Below are 21,813 nucleotides of genomic sequence, written 5' to 3' on the forward strand. Positions count from 1 at the left end.
CGTGGGGGATCAGTCGTGGGCGAAGGTGATGTTCGGCAGCACCTTGCGCAGCCAGGCCGGGGTGTACCAGGCGGCGTTGCCGGTCAGGCGCAGCATCACCGGCAGCAGCACCAGGCGCACCAGGAAGGCGTCGAGCAGCACCGCGATGCCGAGCACCACACCCATCTCCTTGGGCGGGATCGGGCCGGAGAGGGCGAAGGTGAAGAACACCGCCACCATCACCGCGCCGGCCGCGAAGATGACCCGGCCCGAGTGGGCCAGCGAGCCGACCATCGCCTGCTTGGGGTCGCCGGTGCGCTCGTAGTGCTCCTTGGCCGAGGCCAGCAGGAAGACCGTGTAGTCCATGGCGATCGCGAAGATCATCGCGAAGAAGAACACCGGCGCCCAGGCGTCGAGGAAGCCCTGGGGCTCGAAGCCGAGGAAGTCGGCGCCGTAGCCCTCCTGGAAGATCAGCCGGGCCACACCGAAGGCCGCGGCCGTCGAGAGCAGGCTGGCCAGGGTGCCCAGCAGCGAGATGAGCGGTGCCTGCAGGGCGAAGAGCAGCAGCAGGAAGCCGAGCACCATCACGATGCCGATCACCAGCGGGGTGGACTCGTCGAGCTGGGCCTTGAGGTCGAGGTTCTCGACCGCGGCGCCACCGACGAGCGCGGACTCCGGCAGGTCGCCCCGCAGCCGGTCGACGGTCTCGCCGAGCTTGGGGTCGGACGGGTCGACGGTCGGGACGGCCTGGATGAGCACCAGGTCGCTGTCGTCGCTGGCCGGCATCGGGGGCATCGCGCCGGCGATGCCCCCGTCGGCCTGCAGGGTGGCGGCGGTCTCGTCGGCGTCGGCCGCGTCGGCGACCACCTGGAGGGTGCCGGGGGCGCCCTCACCGAACGACTCCTGGACCAGGTCGTAGCCGACCCGGGCCGAGGACTCCTCGGGCAGCACCTTGATCGAGGGCATCGCAGTCTTCAGGCCCATGATCGGCGCTGCGAGCGCGAGCAGGACCACCAGCGAGGCCAGGCCCCAGACCAGCGGGCGCTTCCACAGCCGCTCGCCCCAGGCCTCGAAGCGCGGCGAGCGGTGCTCACCGGACTTCGACCAGGGCAGCGCGCCCTTGTTGATCTTGTCGTCGAGCTTGTTGAGCACCAGCGGCAGCAGGGTCAGCGTGGCGGCGAGGATGAAGACGACCGAGAGCATGATGCCGCCGGCCATCGAGCGGAACGAGGGCGAGGGCACGATCATCACCGCGGACAGCGAGACCAGCACGGTCAGGCCCGAGAGGAGCACGGCCTTGCCGGCGGTGTCCATCATCTGCGCGATCGCCCACGGCTTGTCGTGCGGCCGCGCGGCCCGGGCGGCGCGGTAGCGCACCACCAGGAACAGCGCGTAGTCGATGCCCAGCGCCAGGGCGAACATCATCGCGAAGTTCATCGCCCAGATCGAGACCGGCACCAGCTCGTTGATCAGCACCAGCGAGCCCGCCGAGGCGACGAGGCCGGAGAGGGTCAGGATGAGCGGGAGCCCGGCAGCGACCAGGGCTCCGAAGGCCAGCACCAGGATGGCCATGGTCACCGGCCACGACATCAGCTCGGACTGCAGCATCGCCTCGAGGTTGGCCTCGTTGAAGTCCGACCACAGCAGCGACGAGCCGGTCGGGTTGACCTGGACCGTGTCCGTGGACAGGCCCTGCAGCTCCTCCTTGATGTCGGTCGCGACGCGCACCATCTCGTTGGTGTCGACGCCGGCGCCGGCCAGCACGATGGCGGTCGAGCCGTCCTCCGACAGGGTCGCGCCCGGCTGGGGCGCGATCACGTCGGCGATGCGCGGCTCGTCCTCGAGGATCGCGGTGACCTCGGCGATGACGGCCTTGCCCTCACCCTCGGTGACCGGGCCCTCGTCGGAGTGCACGACGACCTGGATCGCCGAGGAGGCGTTGCCGCCGAAGCTGTCGCGGGCCAGCTCGCGCGCGGCCACGGATTCGGAGCCGTCGGCCTGCCAACCGGCACCGGAGAGGTTCTTCTCGACCTGTGGGGCGAAGACGCCCAGCCCGACGATCAGCAGGGCCCACACGATCGCCACGAGCTTGCCGTGGCTGGTGACCCACAGGCCCAGGCGGCCCAGGGGGCCGGCCGAGGGCGGTGCGGTCTCGTCGGAAGGGGTCCCGGCCCGGTGGGCCGGGGTCGTGGTGGTGCTCATGGGGGTCCGTTCTGTGAGTCAGGTCTGTGGGTCAGAGCAGCGCCGGGAAGGCGCGGGCGGCGGTGTAGACCGCGACGCCCAGGACGAGGAGCGTGAAGGCTCCCTGGAGCTTGTCGGTGTCGATCCGGTCGGCCAGGCGGGCGCCCAGCACAGCGGCGATGGACGAGGCGATGGTGAGCGCCAGGACCAGCCACCAGTCGGGAGCGGCACCGGCGCCGGCACGCACGACCAGGGCCGAGGCCGAGGTGATGGTGATGACCACCAGCGACGTGCCGACGGCGTACGTCATCGGCAGCGCCAGGGCCAGCAGCAGCGCCGGCACGACCAGGAACCCGCCGCCCACGCCGAGGAAGCCGGTCAGCAGGCCGACCACGGTGGCGGTGACGAGCACCTTGAGCGCGCGCGGGCAGTTGCAGGCGAAGGTGGGGCTGAAGGTGATGATCGGGTCGTCGAGACCCGGCCGGCCGCCCCGGTCGGGCTTCGTCGGGTCGCTGTGGGCGAGCCGGCGCCAGGCCATCAGGGCGCCCACGAGCAGCATCAGCGCCGCGAAGCAGGCCAGCAGCACGTCGTCGCTGACCAGCGCGGCACCGGTGGCGCCCGCGGCCGCGCCGCCGATCGCGACGACGCCGAAGACGACGCCGCGTCCCAGCAGCACGTTGCCCTGGCGGTGCGCGGAGACGGCGCCGGCCAGCGACGTCACCCCCACCACCACCAGCGAGCCGGTCGTGGCCTGCGTGGCCGACTGGTCGAGCAGGTAGACCAGCACCGGCACGGCCAGGATCGACCCGCCGCCGCCGAGCGCGCCCAGGGACAGCCCGATGAGCGCGCCGGCGGCGACGGCGAGGACGAAGGTCACGCTCAGGCCTCGGGGCCGACCAGGTGCAGGCCGACCTTCTCGGCGTTCTCGAAGCTGTCGTCGATCGAGACCAGGTCGCGACCGGCGGCCGCCAGGAAGGAGGCGGCGACCGAGGCGCGGTAGCCCCCGGCGCAGTGCACCCAGACCTCGCCCTCGGGCACCTCGTCGACGCGCCGCGGGATCTCGTGGATCGGGATGTTGACGGCGCCGTCGATCGCGGCCTTCTCGTGCTCGTCGACGCGACGGACGTCGAGCACGACCACCGGACGGTGGTGGCGTACCTGGGCGAGGTCGGCGAAGGTGGCGGTCTCGAAGCTGCCGAGGTTGCGGTCGCTCCAGTCCTTCGGGCCGCCGGTGGCGTGCGCCGCCGGGCGGTCGATGCCGATGCGCACCAGCTCGCGCTGGGCCTCGGCGACGTCGTCGGCGCTCTCGCCGAGCAGGGTCACCGGGGTGCCCCACTCGATGAGCCAGCCCAGGTACGTCGCGAACCCGCCGTCGAGCCCGAAGTTCACCGTGCCGGGCGCGTGACCGGCCGCGAAGGCGGTGCGGTTGCGCAGGTCGACGACCCACTCGCCGGCCTCGATGCGCCGGCGCAGCTCGGCCGCGTCGGCGCGCTCGGGGGTGCTCAGGTCGGGGGCGTCGGGGCCTTCGGCGTTGCGGCGGCCCATCTGCGCGTAGTACGCGGGGTAGGCGCCCAGGCCGTCGAGCAGCTCGCGGACGTAGGTCTCCTCGTCCTGGGTCAGCACCGGGTTCTGCGACTTCTCCTGGCCGATGGTCGAGGAGGTCGCGTCGCTCTGGGTGGCCGAGCAGAACGAGCCGAAGCCGTGGGTCGGGAAGACCTCGGCTTCGTCGGGCAGCTCCTCGGCCAGCTTGTGCGCCGAGGCGTGCTGGTGGCGCACCAGGGCGTCGGTGTGCTCGGGGCCCATCAGGTCGGGCCGGCCGGTCGCGCCGAAGAGCAGCGAGCCGCCGGTGAAGACGGCGAACGGCTCGCCGCCGTCGGTGACGGCGTACGACAGGTGGGTGAAGGTGTGGCCGGGGGTGGCGATGGCGCGCACCGCGATCCGGTCGCCGACCTCGACGACCTCGCCGTCGGCGACGGGGGTGCGCTCGAAGGAGACGTCGTCCTCGCCGTTGACGAGGTAGGCGGCGCCGGTCTCGCGGGCCAGGGCGAGCCCGCCGGTCACGTAGTCGTTGTGGATGTGGGTCTCGAAGACGTGCGTGAGCCGCACGCCGTCGGACTCGAGGATCTCGAGGACCCGGTCGATGTCGCGCTGCGGGTCGACCACGATGGCGACCTCGCCGTCGTGGACGACGTAGCTGCGGTCGCCGAGGGTGGAGGTCTCGATGACCCGCACGGTCAGCTCGTCCTGCTGGGTGTGCTCGCTCATGGTGCTCCTCACTTCTCGGTCGGACGGCCGGCGCGGATCCACGCGGACGTGCCGCCGGCGATGTTGACGGCGTCGAAGCCCGATCCGGTCAGGAAGTCGGTCATCGCGCCGCTGCGGTTGCCCGAGGCGCAGACCACGTAGGTGGTGGTCTCCTTGTCGAGCTCGTCGGTGCGGCCGGGCAGCTGGCCCATCGGGATGTTCACGGCGCCGGGCAGGTGGCCGTCGGCGTACTCGGAGGGCTCCCGCACGTCCACCACGGTGGCGCCCTGCTCGAGCGCTGCGGCGGCCTGGTCGATGTCGATCTCTCGCATGTCGTCTCCTCTGCGAAGTGGTCGGGAGGGCTCGCTCTCGAACCCCTGGGGGGGATGCTTGCCAACCTAGCACAACCCCCTAGGGGGATGTATAGTTCGTGGAGCAAGCAGCCACGTCACCCGTCCGGGTGACGACTCGACGAGAGGACGTCCATGAGCAGCTACACGATCAGCACGACCCTGGACCGCCCGTACGACGAGACCGTCGAGGCGGTGCGCGAGCAGCTGGCGGAGGCCGGCTTCGGGGTCCTCACGGAGATCGACCTCAAGGCCACCTTGAAGAAGAAGCTCGACGTCGACGTCGCGCCCCAGGTCATCCTGGGCGCCTGCCGTCCGCAGCTGGCGCACCAGGCGCTGGAGGTCGAGCCCTCGATCGCCGCGCTGCTGCCCTGCAACGTGGTCGTGCGCGCGCTCGACGACACCACCACCGTCGTCGAGGCCTTTGACCCCGACGTCATGATGTCGGTGGGACTCGGGGACGCCGACGGTCCTGCCGGCGACGCGATCCGCAGCGTCGCCACCGATGCCCGCGAGCGCCTCTCGAAGGCCCTCGCCTCCCTGGAAGGAACCACCTGATGGACCTCGAGCCCGACGAGATCAAGGCGATCATCACCCGGATGAAGCGCGCCAACGGCCACCTGGCCAGCGTGATCCGGATGATGGAGGAGGGCTCGGACTGCGAGTCCGTGCTCACCCAGCTCGCCGCGGTCAACAAGGCGCTCTCGCGTGCCGGCTACGCCATCGTGGCCACCGGCCTGCAGCAGTGCCTGACCGCCAACGACGACGACCTCGACGGGGTCGACGTCAAGAAGATGGAGAAGCTCTTCCTGGCGCTGGCCTGAGCCACGCCGGCCGGGGCCCGCGCGGGCGGTAGCCTGCGGCCATGGCCTCCCTGCTGCTGACCGTCATCGGCGACGACCGGCCGGGGCTGGTCTCGGCCGTCTCCGCGCTCGTGGAGGCGCGCGGCGGCTCCTGGCAGCGCAGCCAGCTGACCCGCCTGGCCGGGAAGTTCGCCGGCATCGCGCTGGTCGAGGTGCCCGACACCCAGCGCGCCGGGCTCGAGGAGGCTCTCGCGGCGCTCGCCGCCGAGGGCCTCACGGTGCGCGTGGAGGACGCCGGGCCGGCCGACGCCCAGCCCGCTGACGGGCCCGCGACCTTCACCCTGCACCTGGTCGGCCAGGACCACCCGGGCATCGTCGCCGAGATCTCCTCGGCGCTGGCCGCGCGCGGCGTGGGCATCGAGGAGCTGCTCACCGACGTCGTCGACGCCCCGATGGGCGGCGGCACCCTCTTCGAGGCCCGCGCCACCCTGCGGATGCCTCCCGGCGCCAACGCCGAGGTCCGCGCCGACCTCGAGCGCCTCGCCGACGAGCTGATGGTCGACCTCGAGCTCGACCCGGCCCGAACTTCGCGCTGACCCGGCCTGAACTTCCCGCTGACCCGGCCCGAACCTTCCCGCCAGGTCGCTCAACCCGAGTGGTTGGCCTCCCACGAGCGCGCGACCAGCTCGCGCAGCACCTCGTGGTCGAGCTCCTCGAACCGCTTGACGTAGAGACAGCCCTTGCCGGTCGTGTGCGGCCCCAGCCGCTCGAGCAGGTCGCGGTTGCTGTCGTAGTAGGTGAGCCCGTAGAGCGTCAGCGCCGCCTTGCGCGGCGCCAGCCCGATCGCGAACCACTGGTGCTGCTTGCCGTCGGCGGTCGTGTAGTCCTGGCGGCCGAACCCGACCATCGAGGCTCCCCACATCCGCGGCTCGGCGCCGCTGACCTCCCGCATCAGCGCCAGCGCCGCCAGGGCGTCCTCGCGGCGGCGCGGCTGCTCGACCGAGTCGAGGTAGGCCTCGACGTCCGCGGTGGTCGGCTGGGTCTTGCGGGTGTCCCTGTCGGCCATGGGCACGATGCTCGCAGACCCCGCTAGCGTGGCCGGATGCACCCGACCGGCGACGCCACGCGGGCGCCCATGACGCGCCCGGCGCGCGGCAGCGTCGTACGACTGGCGCTGCTGGGGGCCCTGGTGCTGGCGCTCCTGCTGGCCTGGGCGACCGGGCGGGTGCCCGAGGTCTCGTCGCTGCGCGAGCGGGTCGACGACGCCGGCGCGTGGGGCCCGCTCGCCTTCGTGCTGGGGTACGCCGCGCTCGCGCTGCTGCCGACCCCCAAGGGGCTGATGACGGCGCTGGGGGCGGTGCTCTTCGGCTTCGTCGTCGGCGCGGTGCTGGCGTGGGGGGCGGCGATGCTGGCGGCGCTGGTCGCCTTCGGGCTCAGCCGGCTGCTGGGACGTGAGGCCGTCGACCGGCTGGTCGGGGGCCGCCTCGACCGGGTCGACACGCTCTTCCGCGAGCACGGGCTGGTCGCGGTCGTCGCGGTCCGGCTGGTGCCGGTGGTGCCCTACACGGCGATCAACTACGCGGCGGGCCTGGTGCCGCTGGGCCTGGGCGCCTACCTGCTCGGCACCGCGGTGGGGATGGTGCCCGGCACCATCGCCTACGCCGCGCTGGGGGCCTTCGGCACCAGCCCCGGGCGACTCTTCGCAGGGCTGGCGGTGCTCGTGGCGCTGACGGTGCTCGCGGCGCTGGCCGGTCGACGGATGCTGCGGGGAGGACACGCCGAGGGGGCGGGCACGTGAGCGAGCTGCTGCTGCTGGCCCTGACCGTGCTGGGCTACGCGCTGGTCTCGTCGCGGCTCAGCCTGTCGCCGGTCACCGCGCCGATGGTCTTCACCGGCGTCGGCCTGCTGGCCGGGGCTGCCGGGCTGGTCGACCTCGAGCTGGACGGCGAGGTCGTCACCGTGCTCGTCGAGGTCACACTCACGCTGGTGCTCTTCACCGACGCCATCCGCATCGACCTGCGCGAGCTGCGGCGCCATCTCGGACTGCCGGTGCGCCTGCTGGGCGTGGGCCTGCCGCTGACGATCCTCGCGGGCACGCTCGCGGGCGCGCTGCTGCTGCCCGGGCTCGGGCTGGTGGGGGCCGCGCTGCTCGCCGCGGTGCTGGCGCCGACGGACGCGGCCCTCGGGCTGGCCGTGGTCAGCGACCGGCGGCTGCCGGTGCGCATCCGCCAGGCGGTCAATGTCGAGAGCGGGCTCAACGACGGCATCGCGCTGCCGGTGGTCACCGTGCTGCTGGCGGTCGCGGTGGCCGACGGTGCCGCCGGCGCCGGGACCGACGGGTGGTGGAGCCTGGCGCTGGCCCAGGTCGGGGCCGGTGTCGGCGCGGGCGCGGTCGCCGGGCTGGTGGGCGGTTGGCTCCTCGACCGGCGCTCCCGAGCCGGGGCCGTCGAGGGCGTCTACCGCCAGTTGGCCGCGCTGGGCGTCGTCGCGGCGGCGTACGCCGGGGCGGTGCTGCTGGGCGGCAACGGCTTCATCGCCGCCTTCACCGCCGGCCTGGCCTTCGGCCACGTCGCGCGCGGGCACTGCGCGCACGTGCAGGACTTCACCGAGGACGAGGGCGAGCTGCTCACCGTCACCACGTTCCTGGTCTTCGGGGCCGTGCTGGTGGGGCCGGTGCTCGACGAGGTCACCTGGCGCTCGGCGGCGTACGCCGTGTGCTCGCTGACCGTGGTGCGCCTGCTGCCGGTGCTGGTCGCGCTCGCCGGCTCGCGGACCCTGCTCGAGACGAGGCTGTTCCTGGGGTGGTTCGGCCCGCGCGGGCTGGCCTCGATCCTCTTCGCGCTGCTCGTGGTGGAGGAGGCCGGCGGCCCGACGGGGGAGGCGGTCTTCGAGGTGGCCTGCCTGACGGTGCTGCTCAGCGTGGCGCTGCACGGGCTGAGCGCGTCGACGTGGTCGGCGCGGCTGGCGCGACGGCTCGACGAGGTCGGCCGGGACCGGGCCGAGCACGGGGCGGCCGCCGAGATGCCGACCCGGCGCCGGCTCTCGCCCTGAACCCGCACCACCCAACGAGAACGTGTTCTAGTCTGCCGGGATGAGCAAGGGTGCGTCGCTGGCGCGGATCGCGGTCCTCTACCTCGCCGCGGCGGGCGCCGGTCTGGCGTGGCTGCTGGTCGGGCCCGCCACGCCGTGGCTGGTGCTCGACACGCTGCTGGCCGACGTGGTGGCGACGCTGGTCGTCTTCGCCGGGAGCCGGCTGTGGGGCAGCTCGTCGTGCTACGACGCCTGGTGGAGCGTCGCGCCGCCGCTGCTGCTGGCGTGGTGGTGGGTCGAGCGCGACCCCGACGCCGACCCCGTGCGCCTGGGCCTGGTGGCGCTGGTGGTGGGCCTGTGGGCGGTGCGGCTGACCGCCAACTGGGCGATCACCTACCCGGGGCTGCCGCACGAGGACTGGCGCTACCCGCTGCTGCGGGCGCGGGCCCCGCGAGCCGCCCTGCTCGTCGACCTGACCGGTGTGCACCTGGTGCCGACGCTCCAGGTCTTCCTCGCCACCCTGCCGGTGCTGGTGGTGACGCGCTCGGCGCGCGAGGTGGGCTGGCTCGACGCGCTCGCGCTGGTCGTCGGTCTCGGGGCCGTGCTGCTGCAGCACGTCTCCGACCGCCAGCTGCACCGCTTCACCCGCGCCCGCACGCCGGGCCAGGTCCTCGACACCGGACCCTGGGCCTGGTCGCGGCACCCCAACTACTTCGGCGAGCTGCTGTTCTGGGTGTCGGTGGCCCTCTTCGGTCTCGCCGCCGCCCCCGACCTGTGGTGGTGGGTGCTGCCGGGTCCGGTGCTGGTGCTGGCGATCCTGCTCGGCGCGAGCATCCCGATGATGGACGCGCGCAGCCTCGAGCGCCGACCGGGCTACCAGGAGGTCATCGACCGGGTGCCGGCGCTGGTGCCGCGCCCGCCGCGGTGAGCGGCGGACGGGCGCCCGGCCCGGTCCGGGTGGTGGTCGCCGGCCTCGGCGACACCGGGGTGCTCAGCGCCGTCGAGCTGCTGCGCCGGCGACCGGCGCTGCAGGTCACCGGCGTCTCGCCGACCACCGGCCTGGTCAGCGGCCAGGAGCTCGGGCTGCGGCTGACGCGTCCCCAGGAGTGGTCGCGCGACTACCGCACGCCGTACGCCGCCTTCCGTCGGCTCGAGCGCGCCGCGGTGGTGCACGGCCGGCTGGTCGGGCTCGACGCCGCCGCCCGCAGCGTGTCCGTCGAGGAGGCCGAGCAGGCCGGCGGGGCGCGGCGCGACCTCGGCTACGACGTGCTGGTGGTGGCCACCGGGGTGGCCAACGGGTTCTGGCGCTCCGACGCCGTGCGCGACGACGCGGAGGTGGCCCGGGCCCTGCGCGCCGACCACGAGCGACTGGCCGCCGCCCGGTCGGTGCTGGTGGTCGGCGGCGGCGCGGCCGCGGTCAGCGCCGCCGGCAACATCGCCGAGACGTGGCCCGGTCGGTCGGTCCGGCTGGCCTTCCCCGGCGAGCGGGCCCTGCCGCAGCACCACGGCCGCACCTGGGCCCACGTGCGCGGACGTCTGGAGGCTGCCGGCGTGCGCCTGCTCGCGGGGCACCGCGCGGTGCTGCCCGACCCGGCCGGGCTCGAGCGGCTGGGGACCGGGCCGGTGCGCTTCAGCACCGGCCAGCCACCCGTCGAGGCCGACGTCGTGCTGTGGGCCGTGGGCCGGGTGCGCCCGCACACGGGGTGGCTGCCGCCCGCGCTGCTCGACGACGGCGGCTTCGTGCGGGTCGACCCGCAGCTGCGGGTGCCCGGCTGCGAGGGCGTCTTCGCCATCGGCGACGTCGCCGCCAGCGACCCGCTGCGCAGCTCGGCACGCAACTTCGGGCACCGGCTGCTGGCCGGCAATGTGCTCGCCCACCTCGACGGCCGTCCGCTGGCCGACCTGCTGGTGCCCGGGCGGCGGTGGGGCTCGGTGCTCGGGCCGCAGCGCGACGGGATGCGCGTCTACGGTCCCACCGGCCGCGGTGCGCGTGTGCCGCGGTGGGCGCTCGACCGGGTGCTGCAGCCGTGGGTGGTGCGCCGCGCGATCTACGGCGGCGTACGCCGCGGCGACGGCCCAGCGGACTTGTCAGGGGGCTCTGGCGCTTGAGGGGTGTTGCAACCCCTGACAAGCGCAGGAGTCCCCGGCCGGCCGGGGACTCATGCAGCCCGCTCCGCCGGGCGCGCGCTGGTCCGCGCGGCCCGGCGCCGCAGCCGGGAGACGACGAGGGTCAGGGTGACCAGCGCGAGCACGATGAGCGCCCAGCCGCCCGGCCCGACCGCGCCGACCACGTCGACGATCGCGCGCTGCAGCGCCGCCGCGGCGCCGATCACGGGGTCGTCGGCGGCGTCCGCGCCGCCCAGGATCCGCAGCTCCCACCAGCCGTAGTAGGCGACGTAGGCGCCGGCGACGACCAGCACCGCACCGGCCACGCGGGGCGCCCAGGCGCCCGAGCGGCGCAGGCGCTGCACGGTGGTGGGGGAGGCCAGGGCGGTCGCCACGGCCAGGGCGCCGACCACCGAGCCCATCCCGGCGGCGTACGCCGCGAAGAGCGCGACGCCCTCGAGCACCGAGTCGCTGCGGAAGCCCGCGACCACGACGGCCAGGAACGGTGCGACGGTGCACGACAGCGAGGCCACGGCGTACCCGGCGCCGAAGCCGGTCATCGACCAGAACGACCGCTGCAGGGGCCGTGCCCGGCGTGGGCGGCGGCCCAGCCGCGGCAGCGACGGCAGCACCAGCCGGCGGCCCGCGACCAGCCACGCGCCCACCAGCGCGAGGGCCACGCCCAGGACCACCGTCACCCACGGCAGGTGCCGCTGCACCTGCGAGACGACGGGTGCCACGGCCAGGCCGAAGACCAGGAAGACGCCCGAGAACCCGAGCGTCATCGCGCCGGTCAGGCCCAGCGCGCGCAGCACGGCGCGGGAGCGGTCGGGGGAGTCGTCACCCGCGACCAGCAGCGAGACGTACGCCGGCAGCAGCGCGAAGCCGCACGGGTTGACGGCCGCCAGCATCCCGGCCCCGAGGGCGACGGCGAGCAGTCCCTCGGACACGGGGCAGCCTCAGCCGGCCTGCTCGACCAGGTCGTCGACGATCCCGGCCAGCTCGGCCTCGTCGAGGTAGCCCTCGGCGCGCACCTCGCCGTCGGCGTCGAGGACCAGGTAGGTGCTCTGCGCGGTCACCCCGTAGTGGCGCCACACCGACCCGTCGGCGTCGGAGAGGTTGGTGACCGCGGGGTCGACGGAGGCGGCGAACTCGGCGATCGCGTCGGCGTCGTCCTGCGCGCCCACCCCGATGACGGCGACGTCGTCGCCGTGGGTGCTCGCGAGCTCGCCGACGCCGGAGATCTGCGCACGGCAGGTGGGGCACCACGGCGCCCAGAACCACAGCACCGCCGGCTTGCCGGCCAGGTCGGCCCCGTCCCAGCCGGCACCGTCGACGGTGCTCGAGGAGACGTCGTACAGCGGGTTGCCGGGGTTGCCTGGGTTGTCTGCCGTGCCAGCAGCCGGGGGAGAGGCCGCGTCGTCCGGGGCGGTCGACGGCGTCGGGCTCGCCGAGCCGGTGCTGGTGCCGGTGGTGTCGCTGCTCGTGGTGGGACCGGTGCTGGTGCCGCAGGCGGCGAGCAGCAGGACGCCGACCACCAGCCCCGCGCCGGTGCGGGCGGATCGGAGCCGGTGCGCGTTCATGCTGCCAGCCTAGGCCGCTCGCCCAGCGGTCGCCCCGACCGCAGGGCGGACCGGGGTGGTGCGCTCCACCGTCGCGGGGCAGGATGCTGCGGCGGCGACCACCACTCGGAAGGACGTCATCGATGAACCCCACCCGTCGCGCCCTGCTGGGCGGCACCGCCGGCCTGCTGCTGCTGGCAGCGTGCGGTGACGGCACCGACGACGGCTCCGGAGCCGGGGCGTCGGGCGGCTCGACCGCGGTGCTGAGGATCTCGGCGATCCCCGACCAGGACCCCGAGCAGCTCAACCGGCTCTACGGCCTGGTCGCCGACGCTGTTGCCGACGCCACCGGGCTCGAGGTCTCCTACGAGGCCGTCACCGACTACACCGCCGTGGTGCGGGCCTTCGAGGTCGGCGACATCCACCTGGCCTGGATGGGCGGGTTGACCGGGGTGCAGGCCCGCAGCCGCGTCGAGGGCGCCCGGGCCATCGCCCAGCGCGACATCGACGCCGACTTCCACAGCCTCTTCATCGCCACCGCGGCCTCGGGCCTCGAGCCGTTCGACGACACCGAGGGGCTCACCGCGCTGCGCGGGCACAGCCTGACCTTCGGCTCCGACACCTCGACCTCGGGCCGCCTGATGCCGCAGTACTTCATGGAGCAGGCCGGGCTCGACGTCGCCGACCTCAGGGGCGCGCCGGGCTTCAGCGGCTCGCACGACGCCACGATCGAGGCGGTCGCCAGCGGCAGCTTCGAGGTGGGTGCCGTCAACGAGCAGGTCTGGCGGGCCACCGTCGACGCCGGCGAGGTCGACCTCTCCGACGTGGTGGTGCTGTGGCGCACGCCGGGGTACGCCGACTACCACTGGCTGGCGCGCCCCGACCTCGACGAGACCTTCGGGGCGGGCACCACCGACGCCATCGCCCGGATGCTCTTCGGGCTCGACCCCGCCGACCCCGACGACGCCGCCGTCCTCGACCTCTTCGGGGCCACCTCGTTCGTGCCGACCGAGAACGAGAACTACGACCAGATCGAGGCGGTCGCGAAGGACCTGGGGCTGCTGGCGTGAACGAGGCCGGGGCGGGGCCCGTCGTCAGGCTCACCAGGGTCTCGCGCCGGTTCGGCGACCGCGACGCGCTGGCCGACCTCGACCTCGACGTCCACCGCGGCGAGCGGGTCGCGCTGCTGGGCTCCAGCGGCGCCGGCAAGAGCACGCTGCTCGCACTGCTCAACGGCTCGCTGCGACCCACCGGGGGCACCGTCGAGCTGCTGGACCAGCGGCCCGACCTGCTCGGGGCCCGGGCGCGACGCCGGTTGCAGGCCCGCATCGGCACCGTGCACCAGCGCCTCGACCTCGTCGAGCAGGTGCGGGTCCTCCACAACGTCAACGCGGGTCGGCTGGGCCGGATGAGCACCGCGACCGCGCTGCGCTCGCTGGTGTGGCCCACCGGGATGGCCGAGGTGCGCGGCGTGCTCGAGCAGGTGGGCCTGGGCTGGGCCGTGCACGAGCGCACCGAGCGGCTCAGCGGCGGCGAGCGGCAACGGGTCGCCATCGCGCGGCTGCTGCTGCAGCGCCCCGAGCTGGTGCTGGCCGACGAGCCCGTCTCGAGCCTCGACCCGGCGCGGGCCGCGGAGGTCCTGCGCCTGCTCACCGAGGTCGGCCAGCAGCAGGGCGCCGCCGCCCCCACCCTCGTCGTCAGCCTGCACCAGCCCGCCCTGGCCCGGGCCCACTGCACCCGCGCCATCGGGCTGCGCGAGGGCCGCATCGCCTTCGACGTCGCCGCTCCCGACCTCGCCGAGCACCACCTCGAGGAGCTCTACGTCCTGTGACGACCCTCGACGCAGCGCCGTCGCGCACCGCACCGCGTCGGGGCGCCAGCGCTCGGAGCGTCCGGGCGCGCCGACTGGTCGCCTTCGCCGTCGTGGTGCTGCCGCTGGCCTGGGCCTGCTTGCGCACCCTCGACGGCAGCGTCGACCTGGTCAACACCGGCGGGCTCGCGCTGGTCGACGACCTCCTCGGCAAGGCGCTCGACCCCGCTCTCGACGCCGAGTTCCTGGCGGTCGTCTGGCGCGCGCTGCTGGTGACCGTCGCCTTCGCGCTGCTCGGCACAGCCGGGGCGCTCGTGCTCGGCGCCGTGGGCGGGCTGGTGCTCAGCGACGTCGCCTGGGGCCAGCGCCCCGGCCGGTGGGTGGGCGTCGTACGCCTGCCGTTGCGGGGGGTGCTGGTGGCTGCGCGCTCGATCCACGAGCTCGTGTGGGCGCTGCTGCTGGTCAGCGTGCTCGGCCTCGACCCGCTCGCCGCGGTGGTCGCCATCGCGGTGCCGTTCGGCGCGCAGACCGCGAAGGTCGTCGCCGACACCCTCGACTCCACCGCGCGCGGCCCCCTGGAGGCGCTGCGCTCGGCCGGCGCGGCGCCGGTGCCGGCGCTGGCCTACGGGCTCCTGCCCGGCGCGCTGCCACTGCTGCTGTCCTACGCCTTCTACCGGTTCGAGTGCGCCATCCGGTCGGCGGTGATCCTCGGCGTCGTGGGGGTCGGCGGGTTGGGCCAGGAGCTCGTGGTGAGCCTGCAGTCGCGCAACTGGGACGAGGTGTGGACCCTGATCGGGGCGGTGCTCCTGCTCTCGGCGGTCGTCGACCTGTGGAGCACCCGCGTGCGCACCGGCCTGGCGGTGGCCAGCTGCTCGGACTGGTCGAGCGGGCGCACCGGCGCACCGGCGACCGGCTCGCGGTGGGTGCGGTGGTCGGGGTGGGCGCTGCTGCCGATGCTCGTGGTCGCCTGGTGGTACGCCGACGTCTCCTGGGCCGGGCTGTTCTCCGAGCGCACCCGTGAGCTGTCGGGGCGCCTGGTCGACGACCTGCTGCCGCCGGCCCTGCCGCCGGGTGGGTGGTCGACGCTGAGCGCGGGCGTGCTCGACACCATCGCGATGGCGGTGCTGGCCATGGCGGTCGCGGTGGTGCTGACCCTCGCGGTCGGTCCGCTGGCCTCGCGGCCGCGCCGCGACCGGGACGGACGAGGCGGCGGGGTGCTGCGCTGGGGCGCCTGGGGCGTGGCCCGGCTGCTCCTGCTGGCGCTGCGCTCGGTGCCGCCCACGGTCTGGGCCGTCGTCGCGCTGCTGGCCTTCTTCCCCGGCATCCTGCCCGGCGCCGTCGCGCTGGGGCTCTACACCGGCGGCATCCTGGGGCGCCTGGTGGCGGAGGCGTGGGAGTCGGTGCCGCTGCGCCCGCGTACGGCCCTGCAGGACGTGGGGGTGGCCCGCTCGGTGGCGGGGCTGGCCGCCACGGTGCCCGCGGGGGCGCAGTCGCTGGTGACCTACACGCTCTACCGCTTCGAGATCTGCGTGCGCGACACCGCGGTGGTCGGGGTCGTGGGCGCTGCGGGGCTGGGCCGGCTGCTGCAGGAGAACCTCAACCTGTTCCGGTTCCCGGTGGTCACCACGCTGCTGCTGGCCTCCTTCGCCGTGTCGGTGGCCGCCGAGCTCGCCGGGCGCCGGATCCGCCGCGCGCTGGCCGCCTGACCGGGCCGCCGGGGACTCCTGCAGGCCTCGTTTGGAGGCCCCTCGGAGGATGGAGGGGGAGGCCAAGACATGTCCCTACAGCGACGTCGCGTCATCGTCCTGGCTGTGGTGTGCGCGCTCGTCGTCGCCGTGCTGGCTGTCACCGCGCAGCGGTACGACGACCGGTCGGCCCCCGACGACCGCGAGCGCACCGCCCCGGGCCAGGCGGCGCAGGGACGCGGCGCGGCCCAGGACGGGGCCGACGGCGACGCCGCCGGCGCGCCGCGGCCCAGCGGCGTCGTCACGCTGGCGATCGGGGGCGACGTGCACTTCGAGGCCGGGGTCCGCGCCCTGCTGGAGCGGCCCAGGGCCACGCTCGGCCCGGTCTCGACGGTGCTGCGCGAGGCCGACGTCGCCATCGTCAACCTCGAGAGCGCATTGACCACCCGGACCTCACCGACGCGCAAGGAGCTGGAGGACCCCGGGGACCGCTACTGGTTCCGCAGCCCTCCCGCCGCGCTCGACCTCCTGGCGCGCTCCGGCGTCGACGTGGTCTCGATGGCCAACAACCACGGCGCCGACCACGGCCGAGCCGGGCTGCGGCAGACGCTGCGGACCGCCCGGGACGCCCCGGTCGCGGTGGTCGGTGTGGGCCGCGACGCCCGCACGGCCCACCGGCCGCACCGGGTCGAGGTCGGCGGCACCACGGTGGCCGTGCTGGCCGCCGACGCCTCGCCGCGCGAGAGCGCCGACGATGTCTGGGCCGCCGGCGCCGACAGCCCTGGCCTCGCCGCGGCCCGCCAGGACCCGCCGCGGCGGCTGCTGGGGCGCCGTGCGCCGCGCCGACCGGGCCGGCGACCTCGTCGTGGTCTACCTGCACTGGGGACAGGAGGGCGCCCGGTGCCCGACGGGCGACCAGCGCAGGCTCGCGGCCGCGCTGGGCGAGGCCGGCGCCGACGTCGTGGTGGGCGCGCACGCCCACCAGCTGCAGGGTGCCGGCATGCTCGACGACACCTACGTGGGCTACGGCCTGGGTGGCCTGCTCTGGTACCACGGCCGACGGCCGCAGACCGGGGTGCTGCGGCTACGGGTCGTCGACGGCGAGGTGCGCCGCGAGACGTTCCGGCCGGCCACCATCCCGGCGGGCGGCGGCCAGCCGCGGCTGCTCCAGGGAGCGGCCCGCGACGACGGCCACGCCCGGTGGCGCGACCTGCGCTCCTGCACACGCCTCGACCCGGTGCCGGGCCAGGAGCCCCGCGCGCCCGGGCCCGGCGCCGAGCAGGCCGGGCTGCCGGCGTACGACGCGAGCGTGCGGCGGATCGGGCCCGACCTGGCCCGCCGGATGCGGCGCAGCCACGACCCCGACCGCTGCCCGGTGCCGCTGGACCGGCTGCGCCACCTCACCGTCAGCCACGTCGACCTCGAGGGTCGCGCGCGCACCGGCGAGATCGTGGTGCACCGCGACCACGCCGTCGACCTCGTCGGGGTCTTCCGCGAGCTCTACGACGCCGGCTTCCCGATCCGCCGGATGCGCCTGGTCGACGCCTACGGTGGCGACGACGACCGCTCGATGGCGGCCGACAACACCTCCGGCTACAACTGCCGGCGCGTGGCCGGCACCCAGCGCTGGTCGCGGCACGCCTTCGGCGCCGCGGTCGACATCAACCCCCGTGAGAACCCCTACGTCACCGACGACGGCGTGCGACCGCCGTCGGGACGCCGCTTCGCGCAGGTCTCCCGGGCGCCCGGCGCCGACGTCGCCCCCGGGGTGGTCCGCCGCGGTGACGTGGTGACCCGGGCCTTCGAGCGGATCGGCTGGACCTGGGGCGGCACGTGGAGCCAGCCCGACTACCAGCACTTCACCGCGCCGTGAGCCCCGTGAGCCCGGCGGGGCCGGGGGCCGCCGGGGAGGGTCGGTCAGGGCAGCGGCGAGGGCGTGATCGTGCCCGGCAGACCGAGCACCGCCAGGGTGCGCGCCGCCATCTGCTCCTCGCCGAGCGCGTTGGGGTGCACGATGACCGGGTTGGTGCCGGCGAGCACCGGCTCGACCCACCGGGTGCCCGGCAGCTGGCAGGCGTCGTGGCCGTCGGAGACCTTGTTGAGGTTCACGTACGTCGACCCGGTGGCCTTCGCCGCGCGCTTGACGGCGTTGTTGAGGGTGCGCTGGATGGTGCGCAGGTAGGGCACGTCGCCACGGGCCACGGGCATCAGCGGGTAGCAGCCCTCGCGGCGGGGCATGATCCACGGGTAGCCCAGGATGGCGACCTCGGCCTTGGGTGCCCGGCGGTGCACGTCGCGCAGCGCCCGGCGGACCGCCGGGAAGGTCGTCTCGCGGATGGTGTCGGTGAAGGAGTCGCCGTACTGCTCCTTGCAGGGGCTGCCCTGCCCGAGCGTGGTGACACCGGCGGCGCCGCACTGCAGGATCGAGTTGATGAAGACGCTGCTGTCGTTGCCGCCGATGGTCATCGTGACCAGCCGGGTCCGCCGGCTCAGCGCGTCGAGCTGGGGTGCCACGCCGGGGTACTGGGAGCCGCGGTAGTCGCCGGTGTCGGCGGCGCCGCAGGTGACGTCGCTCAGCCGGGCGCCCACGGCCTCTGCCAGGACGTGCGGGTAGTTGCGCAGCGAGCGCAGGCACTGCACCGGGGCGGCGGGGTCGAGCGGCAGCACCCCCGACGCGGCGCTGTAGGAGTCGCCCATCGCGACGTAGCGCAGGCCCACGCGCTCGGCGGTCGCCGGCTCGGCGACGGCCGTGGTGCCGGAGGGCAGCAGGGTGCCGACCAGGGCGAGGGCGGCGGCGGCGAGCAGGGCGGGGCGACGGGACACGGAGACTCCAGGCGGCGGCGGGTGGGTGCACGGGTGCCGATGACGGCTCGCGAAGGTTAGGCGGGTGCAGTGGCGTGCGCCACACCCCGCCCACGGTGCGGACGGCCGGAACTGTTGCCGGCTCGCGGGGAACTGGCGCCGGCTCGCGTCAGCGGGGGGTGCGCAGGCGCCGGGTGTCGTCGGCGAGCCGGACGGTGCGGCCGGTGCGGTCGAGGTGGGCCAGCAGCGCGAGGGCGACGCGACGGCTGGTGCCCAGGGCGGTGCGGGCGGCGGTGACGGGGAACGGCTGGTCGAGACCGCCGAGCACCGCCAGCGCCTCCTCGTCGGCGCCGGCGCGCACCACCACGCCGCCGCCTAGGTGGAGCACCGCACCGGCCCGGTCGAGGCGGGCCAGGGCCCGGGCGTCGAGGCCCAGCTCGCGCAGCCGGTCGGCGCCGGGCGCGACGAACGGGCCCGACGCGAGCTCCTCGCGCAGCTGCGCCAGGGCCGGGACGAGGTCGGCGGGGACGTCGGGGGCCCCTGCGGCGCCGGTGCGCCAGCGGCCGTCCTCCAGGCGGGCCGGCGGTGCGCCGGTGCCGCCCAGCACCGGCTCCAGCAGGGCGGGATCGGGCAGGCGGGCGGCCTTCGCGAGCTCGGCGGGCGCCAGCCCGTCGGCGGCAGCGGGCTCGGCCAGCGCCGCCGACGCCAGTTCCAGGGCCACCGCCGCCCGGGCCGGGTCGAGCAGCCAGCCGCCGGCGCGCACCGTGCCCGCCGGTGCCGCGGCGGGGTCGAGCCCGGCCCGGCGCAGGTCGTCGTCGCGGGCCAGGCCGCGCACCCGCAGGTCGGCGGCGGTGGTCCCGTCGAGGCCGGCCAGGTCGACCGCCCGCGCCCGGGCCGCGCCGCGGCGGCGCAGCGAGGGCGGGCGCGGGTCGAGCACGCGCACGCCGCGCACGACCCGGTCGCCGGTCGAGCGCAGCACCGCGCGGTCGCCCACGCGCAGCGGCAGCGGCCGGTCGAGCCGCAGCCGGGCCAGCCCCGGGGCGAGCGGGCGCGCGTGCACGGCGAGCTGGGCCGAGCCGACGTGCAGCAGCGGTCGCTCGGGCAGGGCGTCGAGGTCGGGGCCGCTGACCTCGACGTCGACCACGTCGACGCCGAGGAACGCGCCCGGGGTCAGGAGCGCGTCGCCGCGGCCCAGCGCGGCCACCGCGCCGGGGGAGCGGTCGGCCAGCGCGAGCGCCACCCGGGCCACCCCGCTCACCGCGTCGCGCCGGCGTCCCAGCGACTCCACGCGGCGCACCCGTACCGTCCCGCCCGGCCCCGCCAGCTCGTCGCCCTCGCGGGCGGTGCCCGCGGGCAGGGTGCCGGTGACCACCGTGCCGGTGCCGCGCACGTGGAAGACCCGGTCGACCCACAGCCGCACGTCGGCGCCCGGGTCGGGCGCGGGCACCCCGGCGAGCACGCGCGCGAGCGCGGCCCCGACCTCCTGGCGCAGGGCGCTGACGCCCGCCTCGTCGCCGGCCCGGGTCACGACGTGCGGCACCCCGGCCAGGCCGGTGCGGGCGAGCTCATCGTGGGCCCGGGCAAGGGCCGGCGCGGGGTCGGCCAGGTCGGCGCGCGAGACCACCAGCAGGCCGTGCCGCACGCCCAGGGCGTCGAGCACCGCGAGGTGCTCGGCGGTCTGCGGCATCCACGGGTCGTCGGCGGCCACCACCAGCACCGCGACCGGCACCGGCCCGACGCCGGCGAGCATCGTGGACACGAAGCGCTCGTGGCCCGGCACGTCGACGAAGGCCACCTCGCCCGTGCCCGGCAGGTCCATCCACGCGTAGCCCAGCTCGATGGTCAGCCCGCGCCGCTTCTCCTCGGCCAGCCGGTCGGGGTCGGCCCCGGTCAGGGCACGCACCAGCGTCGACTTGCCGTGGTCGACGTGGCCCGCGGTCGCCACCACGTGCACTCAGCGACCCCCTTCGGCGTCGTGCGCGAGCAGGCGCCGTACGCCGTCGGCGAGGGCGTGGTCGTCGGCGGGCGGCAGCGCCAGCAGGTCGAGCAGCAGCCGCCCCTCGTGCACGTGGCCCACGATCGCGGGCGAGCCGTGGCGCAGGGGCGCGGCCAGCCGGTGCGGCAGCGCGACGGCGGCGCTGGGCAGCGGCACCCCGGGCGCGCCCCCGCCGCCGACACGGCCCTGCGAGGCCACGGCCTCGGCCGGCGCGCCGATCGCGGCGGCCAGGCGGCGGGCGCGCTCGAGCAGCTCGTCGGGGCGGGTGGCCAGCGCGGCCGCGACCGGGGGCACCGGCCCGGTCAGGGTGGCCTCGAGCGCGGCCAGGGTCAGCTTGTCGACGCGCAGGGCGCGGGCGAAGGGGTGGCGCCGCAGCCGTTGGACGAGCCCGGTCTCGCCGAGCAGCAGCCCGGCCTGGGGGCCGCCCAGCAGCTTGTCGCCCGAGGCGGTGACCAGGTCGGCGCCGGCGCGCAGCGTGGTGGCGGCGTCGGGCTCGTCGGGCAGGCGCGGGTGCGGGGCGAGCAGCCCCGACCCGATGTCGGCCACGACCGGCACCCCCAGCCCCTGCAGCCCCTCGACGGGCACGGCGGAGGTGAAGCCCTCGACGCGGAAGTTGGAGGGGTGCACCTTGAGGACGAACGCCGTGCGGTCGGTGACCGCCCGCTCGTAGTCCTCGCGGCGGACCCGGTTGGTGGTGCCGACCTCGCGCAGCCGCGCCCCCAGCGACTCCATCAGCTCGGGGATGCGGAAGCCGTCGCCGATCTCGACCAGCTCGCCGCGCGAGACCACGACCTCGCGCCCGGCCGCGAGCGCGCAGGTCACAAGCGCCAGGGCAGCGGCGCCGTTGTTGACCACGTGCACCCCGCCGGCGTCGGGCACGGCCGCGGCGAGCGCGGCGAGGGCCGCCGCGCCGCGGCGTCCGCGCAGACCGGTCTCGAGGTCGAGCTCGACGTCGGTTGCACCGGCCGCCAGCGCCAGGGCGTCGACGGCGGCCGCCGACAGCGGTGCCCGGCCCAGGTTGGTGTGCACCACCACGCCGGTGGCGTTGAGCACGCGTCGCATCGACACCGGCGCGGCCGGCAGCGCGGCGAGCACCGCGGCCACCACCTCGTCGGGCGCCAGGCGGGCCTCGCGGCAGGCCGTCTGGGCCTCGGCGACCGCGGCCTTCACCCGCGCCCGGCCCAGCCGCTCCAGGGTCGGCGCCAGGGCCGGGTCGCCCAGCACGGTGTCGGTGCGCGGGACCCGGCGGCGGGCGTCCTCCACGG

Annotated in this window: 22 protein-coding genes and 1 pseudogene; 12 read left to right on the forward strand and 11 right to left on the reverse strand. The window is 75.6% G+C overall.

Features of this window, described 5'->3' with window-relative positions; genetic code table 11:
• Positions 1-9 precede the first annotated feature (9 nt).
• Genes JOE61_RS17685 through JOE61_RS17700 form a run of 4 tightly spaced genes read right to left on the reverse strand, consistent with a single transcriptional unit; the run spans position 10 to position 4,736 of the window.
• Complete coding sequence (locus JOE61_RS17685; RefSeq protein ID WP_193667605.1) at positions 10-2,181, reverse strand: MMPL family transporter; 2,172 nt, start codon at positions 2,179-2,181, stop codon at positions 10-12.
• A gap of 31 nt (positions 2,182-2,212) precedes the next feature.
• Positions 2,213-3,037 (reverse strand): sulfite exporter TauE/SafE family protein, encoded by an 825-nt coding sequence (locus JOE61_RS17690; protein ID WP_193667604.1) that lies wholly within the window; start codon positions 3,035-3,037, stop codon positions 2,213-2,215.
• A gap of 2 nt (positions 3,038-3,039) precedes the next feature.
• Complete coding sequence (locus JOE61_RS17695; RefSeq protein ID WP_193667603.1) at positions 3,040-4,425, reverse strand: MBL fold metallo-hydrolase; 1,386 nt, start codon at positions 4,423-4,425, stop codon at positions 3,040-3,042.
• 8 nt (positions 4,426-4,433) lie between these two features.
• Positions 4,434-4,736 (reverse strand): rhodanese-like domain-containing protein, encoded by a 303-nt coding sequence (locus JOE61_RS17700; RefSeq protein ID WP_193667602.1) that lies wholly within the window; start codon positions 4,734-4,736, stop codon positions 4,434-4,436.
• A 153-nt stretch (positions 4,737-4,889) separates the two neighbouring features.
• On the opposite strand from JOE61_RS17700, the gene JOE61_RS17705 reads away from it, so the two are divergent.
• The 3 genes from JOE61_RS17705 to JOE61_RS17715 are packed head-to-tail and all read left to right on the forward strand — an operon-like array spanning position 4,890 to position 6,153.
• The gene (locus JOE61_RS17705) at positions 4,890-5,312 is read left to right on the forward strand and encodes a DUF302 domain-containing protein (protein ID WP_193667601.1); all 423 of its coding nucleotides are present in this window, start codon (positions 4,890-4,892) and stop codon (positions 5,310-5,312) included.
• Positions 5,312-5,578, forward strand: a complete 267-nt coding sequence (locus JOE61_RS17710; RefSeq protein ID WP_193667600.1) for a metal-sensitive transcriptional regulator — start codon at positions 5,312-5,314, stop codon at positions 5,576-5,578. Before JOE61_RS17705 ends, JOE61_RS17710 begins: the two co-directional genes overlap by 1 nt.
• Before the next feature lie 41 nt (positions 5,579-5,619).
• Positions 5,620-6,153, forward strand: coding sequence for a glycine cleavage system transcriptional repressor (locus tag JOE61_RS17715; RefSeq protein WP_193667599.1), 534 nt, complete (start codon positions 5,620-5,622; stop codon positions 6,151-6,153).
• Between the two features lie 50 nt (positions 6,154-6,203).
• Here JOE61_RS17715 and JOE61_RS17720 read toward each other — a convergent pair whose 3' ends face one another.
• Positions 6,204-6,623, reverse strand: coding sequence for a DUF1801 domain-containing protein (locus JOE61_RS17720; protein ID WP_193667598.1), 420 nt, complete (start codon positions 6,621-6,623; stop codon positions 6,204-6,206).
• 36 nt (positions 6,624-6,659) lie between these two features.
• Here JOE61_RS17720 and JOE61_RS17725 point away from each other — a divergent pair, with 36 nt between their 5' ends.
• The 4 genes from JOE61_RS17725 to JOE61_RS17740 are packed head-to-tail and all read left to right on the forward strand — an operon-like array spanning position 6,660 to position 10,696.
• Entirely contained in the window at positions 6,660-7,355 is a 696-nt protein-coding gene (locus JOE61_RS17725) for a TVP38/TMEM64 family protein (RefSeq protein ID WP_193667597.1), read from the forward strand.
• Positions 7,352-8,608 carry a cation:proton antiporter domain-containing protein gene (locus JOE61_RS17730; protein ID WP_193667596.1) on the forward strand — a complete coding sequence of 419 codons (1,257 nt, stop codon included), beginning with the start codon at positions 7,352-7,354 and terminating at the stop codon, positions 8,606-8,608. The genes JOE61_RS17725 and JOE61_RS17730 overlap by 4 nt, the downstream gene beginning before the upstream one ends.
• A 40-nt stretch (positions 8,609-8,648) precedes the next feature.
• A complete protein-coding gene (locus tag JOE61_RS17735; RefSeq protein ID WP_204797297.1) occupies positions 8,649-9,515 on the forward strand; it encodes a DUF1295 domain-containing protein in 867 nt (288 codons plus the stop codon).
• On the forward strand, positions 9,512-10,696 hold the full coding sequence (locus JOE61_RS17740; protein WP_204797298.1) for an FAD-dependent oxidoreductase: 1,185 nt from the start codon (positions 9,512-9,514) through the stop codon (positions 10,694-10,696). Before JOE61_RS17735 ends, JOE61_RS17740 begins: the two co-directional genes overlap by 4 nt.
• A 50-nt stretch (positions 10,697-10,746) precedes the next feature.
• Here JOE61_RS17740 and JOE61_RS17745 read toward each other — a convergent pair whose 3' ends face one another.
• Both JOE61_RS17745 and JOE61_RS17750 read right to left on the reverse strand, forming a co-directional pair.
• Positions 10,747-11,643 carry a cytochrome c biogenesis CcdA family protein gene (locus JOE61_RS17745; protein WP_204797299.1) on the reverse strand — a complete coding sequence of 299 codons (897 nt, stop codon included), beginning with the start codon at positions 11,641-11,643 and terminating at the stop codon, positions 10,747-10,749.
• A gap of 9 nt (positions 11,644-11,652) precedes the next feature.
• Entirely contained in the window at positions 11,653-12,276 is a 624-nt protein-coding gene (locus tag JOE61_RS17750; protein ID WP_193667594.1) for a TlpA family protein disulfide reductase, read from the reverse strand.
• Between the two features lie 122 nt (positions 12,277-12,398).
• Here JOE61_RS17750 and JOE61_RS17755 point away from each other — a divergent pair, with 122 nt between their 5' ends.
• The 3 genes from JOE61_RS17755 to JOE61_RS17765 are packed head-to-tail and all read left to right on the forward strand — an operon-like array spanning position 12,399 to position 15,771.
• Positions 12,399-13,325: a putative selenate ABC transporter substrate-binding protein gene (locus JOE61_RS17755; protein WP_193667593.1), complete on the forward strand. Its 927-nt coding sequence runs from the start codon at positions 12,399-12,401 to the stop codon at positions 13,323-13,325.
• Positions 13,322-14,086 (forward strand): phosphonate ABC transporter ATP-binding protein, encoded by a 765-nt coding sequence (locus JOE61_RS17760; protein WP_193667592.1) that lies wholly within the window; start codon positions 13,322-13,324, stop codon positions 14,084-14,086. Before JOE61_RS17755 ends, JOE61_RS17760 begins: the two co-directional genes overlap by 4 nt.
• Positions 14,083-15,771, forward strand: coding sequence for a PhnE/PtxC family ABC transporter permease (locus JOE61_RS17765; protein WP_193667591.1), 1,689 nt, complete (start codon positions 14,083-14,085; stop codon positions 15,769-15,771). The genes JOE61_RS17760 and JOE61_RS17765 overlap by 4 nt, the downstream gene beginning before the upstream one ends.
• A gap of 75 nt (positions 15,772-15,846) precedes the next feature.
• Here the strand turns inward: JOE61_RS17765 and JOE61_RS21845 are convergent, their stop codons facing one another.
• Complete coding sequence (locus JOE61_RS21845; protein ID WP_239553330.1) at positions 15,847-16,080, reverse strand: hypothetical protein; 234 nt, start codon at positions 16,078-16,080, stop codon at positions 15,847-15,849.
• Here JOE61_RS21845 and JOE61_RS22735 point away from each other — a divergent pair.
• Both JOE61_RS22735 and JOE61_RS22740 read left to right on the forward strand, forming a co-directional pair.
• Positions 16,075-16,732 (forward strand): annotated as a pseudogene (locus JOE61_RS22735) (CapA family protein); the annotation flags it as partial. The gene JOE61_RS21845 and the pseudogene JOE61_RS22735 sit on opposite strands and share 6 nt — an antisense overlap.
• A gap of 588 nt (positions 16,733-17,320) precedes the next feature.
• The gene (locus JOE61_RS22740) at positions 17,321-17,623 is read left to right on the forward strand and encodes a M15 family metallopeptidase (protein WP_227491363.1); all 303 of its coding nucleotides are present in this window, start codon (positions 17,321-17,323) and stop codon (positions 17,621-17,623) included.
• A gap of 44 nt (positions 17,624-17,667) precedes the next feature.
• On the opposite strand, the gene JOE61_RS17780 is transcribed toward JOE61_RS22740, so the two are convergent.
• The 3 genes from JOE61_RS17780 to selA form a co-directional block, all read right to left on the reverse strand.
• On the reverse strand, positions 17,668-18,573 hold the full coding sequence (locus tag JOE61_RS17780) for an SGNH/GDSL hydrolase family protein (protein WP_307823082.1): 906 nt from the start codon (positions 18,571-18,573) through the stop codon (positions 17,668-17,670).
• Positions 18,574-18,721: 148 nt separating this feature from the next.
• Positions 18,722-20,506 carry a selenocysteine-specific translation elongation factor gene (locus tag JOE61_RS17785; RefSeq protein WP_193667589.1) on the reverse strand — a complete coding sequence of 595 codons (1,785 nt, stop codon included), beginning with the start codon at positions 20,504-20,506 and terminating at the stop codon, positions 18,722-18,724.
• On the reverse strand, positions 20,507-21,811 hold the full coding sequence (gene selA / locus JOE61_RS17790; RefSeq protein WP_193667588.1) for an L-seryl-tRNA(Sec) selenium transferase: 1,305 nt from the start codon (positions 21,809-21,811) through the stop codon (positions 20,507-20,509).
• Positions 21,812-21,813: the final 2 nt, after the last annotated feature.

The organism is Nocardioides salarius (assembly GCF_016907435.1).
GTDB classification, from domain to species: Bacteria; Actinomycetota; Actinomycetes; order Propionibacteriales; family Nocardioidaceae; genus Nocardioides; species Nocardioides salarius.

Excerpts from the sequence above, each read along its gene's own strand:
- JOE61_RS17715 (WP_193667599.1), top strand. The coding sequence starts at position 5,620 with ATGGCCTCCCTGCTGCTGACCGTCATCGGCGACGACCGGCCGGGGCTG.
- JOE61_RS17725 (WP_193667597.1), top strand. The coding sequence starts at position 6,660 with ATGCACCCGACCGGCGACGCCACGCGGGCGCCCATGACGCGCCCGGCG.
- JOE61_RS17685 (WP_193667605.1), bottom strand. The coding sequence starts at position 2,181 with ATGAGCACCACCACGACCCCGGCCCACCGGGCCGGGACCCCTTCCGAC.
- JOE61_RS17705 (WP_193667601.1), top strand. The coding sequence starts at position 4,890 with ATGAGCAGCTACACGATCAGCACGACCCTGGACCGCCCGTACGACGAG.
- JOE61_RS17750 (WP_193667594.1), bottom strand. The coding sequence starts at position 12,276 with ATGAACGCGCACCGGCTCCGATCCGCCCGCACCGGCGCGGGGCTGGTG.
- JOE61_RS17700 (WP_193667602.1), bottom strand. The coding sequence starts at position 4,736 with ATGCGAGAGATCGACATCGACCAGGCCGCCGCAGCGCTCGAGCAGGGC.
- JOE61_RS17695 (WP_193667603.1), bottom strand. The coding sequence starts at position 4,425 with ATGAGCGAGCACACCCAGCAGGACGAGCTGACCGTGCGGGTCATCGAG.
- JOE61_RS17755 (WP_193667593.1), top strand. The coding sequence starts at position 12,399 with ATGAACCCCACCCGTCGCGCCCTGCTGGGCGGCACCGCCGGCCTGCTG.
- JOE61_RS17735 (WP_204797297.1), top strand. The coding sequence starts at position 8,649 with ATGAGCAAGGGTGCGTCGCTGGCGCGGATCGCGGTCCTCTACCTCGCC.
- JOE61_RS17720 (WP_193667598.1), bottom strand. The coding sequence starts at position 6,623 with ATGGCCGACAGGGACACCCGCAAGACCCAGCCGACCACCGCGGACGTC.
- JOE61_RS17710 (WP_193667600.1), top strand. The coding sequence starts at position 5,312 with ATGGACCTCGAGCCCGACGAGATCAAGGCGATCATCACCCGGATGAAG.
- JOE61_RS22740 (WP_227491363.1), top strand. The coding sequence starts at position 17,321 with ATGGCGGCCGACAACACCTCCGGCTACAACTGCCGGCGCGTGGCCGGC.